Raw genomic sequence first — 6,983 nt, forward strand, 5'->3', positions numbered from 1 at the left:
CTTGGTCGCTTGCATGCACAAGATGCTGACGATTATGAACGCCATCGTCAAATCGGGTATTCCGTGGAATCCAGAACATCAAAATGTCTCTAAAAATGCTTGACCGGGAACACAGTTGCTCTCCCCCGGCACCTCCCACGGCCCGCGCTGCATCGCGGGCCGGCTGCGGCGGCGCGGAGCAGTGCTCCGCGAAACCCCGCCTTCGCCCCCCGCGAGGGGGGAGGGGAGACTGTCGGGATTTCCCAACACTTTCATTCACCCCCGCTACTCCGACAGGCTGCTAGCGAGCGACAAGCTTCGTCCCTCCCCTGCGATTTCACGTCAACCACGCTGATGGGTCATCAGTTTCTTCAAACCTTCGGTATTGAGAATCCGGATTTTTCTTTGATGCACGGCGAGCAGTTTTTCCTCCTGGAAATGAGAAAAGGCTCGACTGACGGTTTCCAGTTTGAGGCCGAGGTAGCTGCCGATTTCGTCGCGTGACATACGCAGATTGAATTCGGCAGGCGAATAGCCGCGGGCCTTGAAACGTTGCGAGAGGTTGAGGAGAAATGCCGCCAGACGTTCCTCGGCGCGCATCGTCCCGAGCAACATCATCACCCCGTGGTCACGAACGATCTCGCGGCTCATCACCTTGTGGAAATGATGTTGCAAGGGGTGGATTTGTCTCGACAGCCCTTCGAGATGCGAGAAGGGAATCGCACAGACTTCACTGTCTTCGAGGGCGATGGCGTTACAGGTATGGATTTCACTGCTGATACCGTCGAGGCCGAGCAGCTCGCCGGTCATCTGGAAACCGGTGACCTGATCACGGCCATCCTCGATCAGCACATCGGTCTTGAAAAAACCGCTGCGCACCGCGTAGATCGATTCGAAGACCTGCCCGGCACGGTAGAGATAATCGCCTCGTTTCAGTCGCCGGCGCGCGGAAACCAGTTCGTCGAGCTTCTTCAGTTCCTCCGGAGCGAGACCGATGGGGAGGCACAACTCGCGGAGGTTGCAGTTCGAACAGGCGGTTTTCACGATTTCAAAGACCAGCCTCGCAGTCGCGGCATTTTTGGACATCCTGAGCTTTTTTCTCTCAACCCTGCGTTTGATCCACGTCAACCCGACGGCATCGCCTCGGCCGGATAATGCAGACAAGCATTCGTGTCGTGGGAACATGAACTCTGCCACAGGCAACCTGATTTTTGATCCTCAGATCATCCGCCGTTTCGACATCAACGGTCCGCGCTACACGTCGTACCCGACCGCGGATCGCTTCGTTGAAGCCTTTGGCGCAGATGCCTCCAGACTCTGGCTCGGCAAGCGCAATATTGGCGCCATCAGCCGGCCACTGTCATTGTACTTCCACATTCCCTTTTGCAACACCATCTGCTATTACTGCGCATGTAACAAGATCATCACCAAGGACCACGGTCGTTCGGCCAAATACCTGAAATACCTGGCCCGAGAACTGGCACTGCAAAGCAGTTATCTCGAAGGCGGCGATCAGGAAGTGGCGCAGTTGCACTGGGGAGGAGGTACGCCGACCTTTCTGTCACACGACGAGATGCGTCAGTTGATGGCGGCGACACGCAGGCACTTCAGGCTGATCGAAGGCGGCGAGTACTCGATCGAAGTCGACCCGCGCAAGGTGGATCACGCCACCGTCGAACTGCTCGGCGAGCTGGGTTTCAATCGCATGAGCGTCGGTGTGCAGGATTTCGATGCGAGCGTCCAGTGGGCCGTGAACCGTGTGCAGAGCGAGGAAGAAACCTGCGCCGTCATCGACGCCGCGCGCGCCAGCGGCTTCAAGTCGATCAGCGTCGACCTGATCTACGGCCTGCCGAAGCAGACAGTGATGGGCTTCGGCCGCACCCTCGACCGGGTGATCGAACTCAGTCCGGATCGCGTCTCGATCTACAACTACGCCCACCTGCCCAGCCTGTTCAAACCGCAACGCCGCATCCTGGAGCCGGACATGCCCTCTGCCGACGCACGTCTGCAGATTCTTGCTCTGGCGATTCGCAGAATGACCGACGCGGGCTATGTCTACATCGGCATGGACCACTTCGCGAAACCTGACGATGAACTTGCCGTCGCGCAGCGGCAGGGGCGTCTGCACCGCAACTTCCAGGGGTATTCGACGCATTCGGACTGCGATCTGCTGGCCTTCGGCATCTCGTCGATCAGCAAGGTCGGACCCACGTACAGTCAGAACGTGAAAACCCTCGACGAATACTACGACCGGCTGGACAGCGGCACCCTGCCGGTCTACCGCGGCATCGAGCTGAACGCCGATGACCTGCTGCGGCGTTCGATCATTCAGTCGCTGATGTGCCATTTCGAACTGTCGATCGAGTCGATCGAAATCGCCCATCTGATCGACTTCAAGACCACTTTCGCCACCGAACTCGACGATCTCCACGAAATGGTCGACGCCGGCCTGGTTCGCGTCGACGACAAATGGATCAGCGTCCTGCCACGCGGCCGCATGCTGGTCAGGGCGATCTCGATGGTCTTCGACCGCTATCTGCGTGCCGACCGGCAGCGTACCCGCTACTCGAAGGTGATCTGAGCTTCCCTTGGTTTTTCGTCCGGTCGGCTATAATCGCGCCGTTCCTTCCTTGAGCGCAGCTCGCCTGCCCTGCCCGCCCACCATGGCCGATCTCCTGTTTCTCCGCGGCGCCCCCGCCTTTTCGTCTTTCCGCCTGCAGGGCCTGCAGCAACGTGTGGCTGCCGTCGGGCCAGGTCTGGGCATCGTGGCTGCCGAGCATTGGCACTTTGTCAGCACCCGGCGGCCGCTGAACGACGTTGAACGCCGGCAGCTCGCGGCCCTGCTCGAAGAGCGCCCGGTCGCGAACGACACCCCAGGCGAGCTGCTGCTCGTCATGCCGCGCATCGGGACGATCTCGCCCTGGTCGTCGAAAGCCACCGACATCGCTGTCAATTGCGGACTGCAGGCCATCGAGCGCATCGAACGCGGCATTGCCTACTGGCTCCAGGCCAGGCGACGCAAACTGTCGGCCTCCGAGAGGGAAGCCCTCGCCGCCCTGCTCCATGATCGCATGCTGGAGACCGTTGTCGACGACTTCGCGCGCAGCGCCGACCTGTTCCGCCACTTTGCCCCGCAACCGCTGACCCGCGTCGATCTGCTGGCCGGCGGTCGCGCCGCGCTGGTCGAAGCCAATGCCCGGCTGGGACTGGCCCTGTCGGACGACGAAGTCGATTATCTCGTCGAGCTGTTCCTCAAGGTGCAGCGCAACCCGACCGATGTCGAACTGATGATGTTCGCGCAGGCCAATTCCGAGCACTGCCGGCACAAGATTTTCAACGCCTCCTGGGTAATCGACGGGCAGCCACGCAGCGAAACGCTGTTCGGAATGATCCGCGAGACACATCAGGCGCATCCGGATGGCACCATCGTCGCCTATTCGGACAATTCCTCGGTCATCACAGGCGCCAGCGTCCTGCGCTTTTACGCCGGCGCCGATGCCCGTTATGCCTATCACGAAGAGCCGACGCACATTCTCGCCAAGGTCGAGACGCACAATCACCCGACTGCGATCTCCCCGTTCCCCGGCGCTGCGACCGGCTCGGGTGGCGAGATCCGCGACGAGGGCGCCACCGGCCGCGGCTCGAAACCCAAAGCCGGCCTCTGCGGTTTCTCGGTCTCCAACCTCCACATCCCCGATTTCGCGCAGCCCTGGGAGCACGCCAGCGCCGACTACGGCCGCCCGGCCCGCATCGCTTCGCCGCTGGCGATCATGCTCGAAGGGCCGATCGGTGCGGCCGCCTTCAACAACGAATTCGGCCGCCCGAACCTGGCCGGTTATTTCCGCAGCTTCGAGCAACTCACCGGCAGCCGTGACCAAGCGCTCGTGCGTGGCTACCACAAGCCGATCATGCTCGCCGGCGGCGTCGGCAACATCGCCGCCAGCCAGTCGCTCAAGGCCGGCACGCTGCCGCCCGGCACGCTGCTGCTCCAGATCGGTGGACCGGGCATGCTGATCGGCCTCGGTGGCGGCGCCGCCAGTTCGATGACCACCGGCAGCAACGACGCCGACCTCGATTTCGCTTCGGTGCAGCGCGGTAACCCCGAGATTCAGCGGCGCGTGCAGGAAGTCATCGACCGTTGCTGGCAAATGGGTTCACCTGACGGTGACGGCGCCACCCCCGGCGACGGCAATCCGATCCTCTCGGTGCATGACGTCGGTGCCGGCGGCATCTCGAATGCCCTGCCCGAACTCGCGCATGGCGCCGGTAGCGGCGCACGCTTCGAGCTGCGCGCCGTGCACATCGAGGAACCCGGCATGTCGCCGGCCGAGATCTGGTGCAACGAAGCCCAGGAGCGCTACGTGCTGGCGATTGCGCCCAGCCGCCTCGCCGAGTTCTCGGCACTCTGCGAACGCGAACGCTGTCCCTTCGCCGTCGTCGGCGTGACTACCCGCGAAAAGCGCCTGCTCGTCGCCGACAGCCATTTCGGCAACCATCCGGTGGACATGGACATCGACGCGCTGCTCGGCAAGCCGCCGCGGATGACGCGAGTGGTAACGCATCTGCCGCCGCTGAGCGTGCCTTTCGATGCCACCGAGGTGGATCTCAAGGAAGCCGCGTATCGCGTGCTGCGCCTGCCGGCAGTTGCCGACAAGACCTTCCTGATCAGCATCGGCGACCGCAGCGTCGGCGGCCTGACGGCACGTGACCAGATGGTCGGACCCTGGCAACTGCCTTGTGCCGACGTCGCAGTGACGCTGATGGCTTTTCACGGCTACCGTGGCGAAGCCTTCGCGATCGGCGAACGCGCGCCGATCGCGGTCATCGATGCGCCCGCTTCGGGTCGCATGGCGGTCGGCGAAGCGCTGACCAACCTCGTCGCCGCCGACATCGCGACGCTCGGCGAGATCAAACTCTCCGCCAACTGGATGGCCGCCGCCGGTTTCCCCGGCGAGGATGCCCGCCTGTTCGATACCGTGCGTGCGGTCTCCGGTCTCTGCCAGCAAATCGGCGTCTCGATTCCGGTCGGCAAGGATTCGTTATCGATGCGGACGGCCTGGCAGGAAAGCGCCGGTGCCGACCCAGGCCGCCAGAAACAGGTAGTCTCGCCCCTGTCGCTGATCGTCACCGGCTTCGCGCCGGTGCACGATGCCCGCCGGACACTGACCCCGCAACTGCGGCTCGACGCTGGTGAAACCGACCTGTTATTGATCGACCTCGGCGCCGGCCGCCATCGCCTGGGTGCTTCGGCGCTGGCGCAGGTGTATCACGCCACCGGCAGCGAGGCCCCCGACGTCGACGACCCCGCCCGCCTGCCCGCTTTCTTCGCTGCGATCCGCCAACTCGCTGCCGCCCATCTGCTGCTCGCTTACCATGACCGCGCAGACGGCGGTCTTTTCGCCACCGTCTGCGAAATGGCCTTCGCTGCCCATTGTGGCGTGTCGATCGACACCGACGGCCTGTGCTACGACCCGCTGATCCACGACGTCGACGGTAACGAAAAGCGGCCCGACCTGCTCGGCGGCCGTTCCTTCGAAATGCTGATGCGCGCCCTGTTCTGCGAGGAACTCGGCGCCGTCGTGCAGATTCGCCGCAACGAGAGAAGCCAGGTCATGGCTGTCCTGCGCGCCGCCGGCCTCGGCGCCTGCTCGCAGTTCATCGGCGCCCCCAACCCCTGGGACCAGATCCGCATCATTCGCAACGCCAGGGCAGTGCTCAGCGAAGCACGCGTCGATCTGCAGCGCGCCTGGTCGGAAACCAGTTTCCGCATGCAGCGCCTGCGCGACCACCCGGAATGTGCGCAGCAGGAATACGACCGGATTCTCGATGCCGGCGACCCCGGCCTGTCGGTGACGCTGAGCTTCGATCCCGCCGACGATGTCGCGGCGCCGTTCATCCACCGCGGCGTTCGACCGCAAATCGCGATCCTGCGCGAACAGGGCGTCAATGGACAGGTCGAAATGGCCGCCGCATTCGACCGCGCCGGCTTTGCCGCCATCGACGTACATATGAGCGACCTTCTCGCCGGTCGCATCGCGCTGGCCGACTTCAAGGGCATCGTCGCCTGCGGCGGTTTCTCCTACGGTGACGTACTCGGCGCCGGTCAGGGCTGGGCGAAGACGATCCTCTTCAACGACCGCGCACGTGACGGCTTCTCGGCCTTCTTCGCACGCCCGGACACCTTTGCCCTCGGTGTCTGCAATGGTTGCCAGATGCTCAGCGCGCTCAAGGCCATCATCCCTGGCGCCGGTGCCTGGCCGCGTTTCGAACGCAACCGCGTCGAGCAGTTCGAGGCGCGCTTTACGATGGTCGAGGTATCCGAGTCGCCGTCGATCTTCTTCGCCGGTATGGGCGGCAGTCGTCTGCCGATCGTCGTTTCGCACGGCGAGGGGCAGGCCGTCTTTGCCTCGGCGGCACAGCAGGCGAGCGCGCTGGTCGCGATGCGCCACATCGACCACCTTGGTCAGCCGACCGAAGTCTATCCCTATAACCCGAACGGTTCGCCAGAGGGTGCCACTGGCTTCACCACCGCCGACGGCCGTTTCTCGATCATGATGCCGCACCCCGAGCGCGTCTTTCGCAGCGTCCAGATGTCCTGGCACCCGGCCGACTGGGAGGCGCGTGGCTGGGAGGATTCGCCGTGGTTGCGGATGTTCCGGAATGCGCGGTGCTGGGTGGGGTGATCGGCGCGCGACGGGCGTTTGTGTCCGCCCTGCCCGGATGGCGGAGCAGCAATGTTGCCGTTCCCGCAAGGGAGATAGGGTCGTCCAGACCACAGCGCGGTGCGAGGGCAGCGCTGGCGGAGACACAATTGGCCAATCGGGATAGGAGAAAGCCTCGCGGCCTCCCCCTCCCACACCACCGGACGAACGGGTCACGTATACCTAGCACGGTCACAGAATACTTAACTTCATGCGCCAGCTGCTGGTAAGATGAAGCGATTGTTTTTCGCAGATGGGGTGAGGCCATGCTCAGACTGGATTTTACGGAAGCGCAAATGCGGG

Annotated in this window: 3 protein-coding genes and 1 pseudogene; 3 read left to right on the forward strand and 1 reads right to left on the reverse strand. The window is 63.4% G+C overall.

Going from position 1 to position 6,983, the window contains the following annotated elements; all coding sequences use genetic code 11:
- Positions 1-103, forward strand: a pseudogene (locus V5B39_RS22365) (IS110 family transposase); the annotation flags it as partial.
- A gap of 218 nt (positions 104-321) precedes the next feature.
- On the opposite strand, the gene fnr reads toward V5B39_RS22365, so the two are convergent.
- Entirely contained in the window at positions 322-1,065 is a 744-nt protein-coding gene (gene fnr, locus V5B39_RS20990) for a fumarate/nitrate reduction transcriptional regulator Fnr (RefSeq protein ID WP_332344784.1), read from the reverse strand.
- Positions 1,066-1,162: 97 nt separating this feature from the next.
- Between fnr and hemN the strand changes: the two genes are divergently transcribed.
- Together hemN and purL are read left to right on the forward strand one after the other, a co-directional pair.
- The gene (gene hemN / locus V5B39_RS20995; RefSeq protein WP_332344785.1) at positions 1,163-2,560 is read left to right on the forward strand and encodes an oxygen-independent coproporphyrinogen III oxidase; all 1,398 of its coding nucleotides are present in this window, start codon (positions 1,163-1,165) and stop codon (positions 2,558-2,560) included.
- Positions 2,561-2,642: 82 nt separating this feature from the next.
- Positions 2,643-6,662, forward strand: coding sequence for a phosphoribosylformylglycinamidine synthase (gene purL, locus V5B39_RS21000; protein ID WP_332344786.1), 4,020 nt, complete (start codon positions 2,643-2,645; stop codon positions 6,660-6,662).
- The last annotated feature ends 321 nt before the right edge of the window (positions 6,663-6,983 follow it).

The organism is Accumulibacter sp. (assembly GCF_036625275.1).
In the GTDB taxonomy this organism is placed as follows: domain Bacteria; phylum Pseudomonadota; class Gammaproteobacteria; order Burkholderiales; family Rhodocyclaceae; genus Accumulibacter.

Coding starts and splice junctions, on each gene's coding strand:
- fnr (WP_332344784.1), bottom strand. CDS start 1,065: ATGTCCAAAAATGCCGCGACTGCGAGGCTGGTCTTTGAAATCGTGAAA.
- hemN (WP_332344785.1), top strand. CDS start 1,163: ATGAACTCTGCCACAGGCAACCTGATTTTTGATCCTCAGATCATCCGC.
- purL (WP_332344786.1), top strand. CDS start 2,643: ATGGCCGATCTCCTGTTTCTCCGCGGCGCCCCCGCCTTTTCGTCTTTC.